The 240-nt window shown below is 70.4% G+C and carries 1 protein-coding gene; it reads left to right on the plus strand.

The genetic code is table 11. From position 1 onward, the window contains the following. Nucleotides 1-240: hypothetical protein (locus tag SB775_RS33300; protein ID WP_410865572.1), on the plus strand; the 240-nt coding region annotated here is incomplete at both ends.

The raw sequence follows: 240 nt of genomic DNA on the forward strand, positions 1-240 counted from the left end.
GTCACGGACGATTCCTTCTATACGGGCGAGATCATCGACTTCCGCCGCCCGCAGGCCATCGGGGCGGCGGCTCCCGCCACCGCGCCCGCCGGCGCCCTGCGGATCAGCCGCCAGCCTCCGGTCACGCGCCGCGAGCGCGTCGACATCCTCGGCACTGTGCGCACAGGTAGCGCTCGCCACCGATTCGATCTGGCGGCGAACATCGCAGGAATGATTGCGGTGAGCACCGAGGACGGCACC

The sequence above is a fragment of the Peribacillus sp. SIMBA_075 genome (assembly GCF_046534585.1).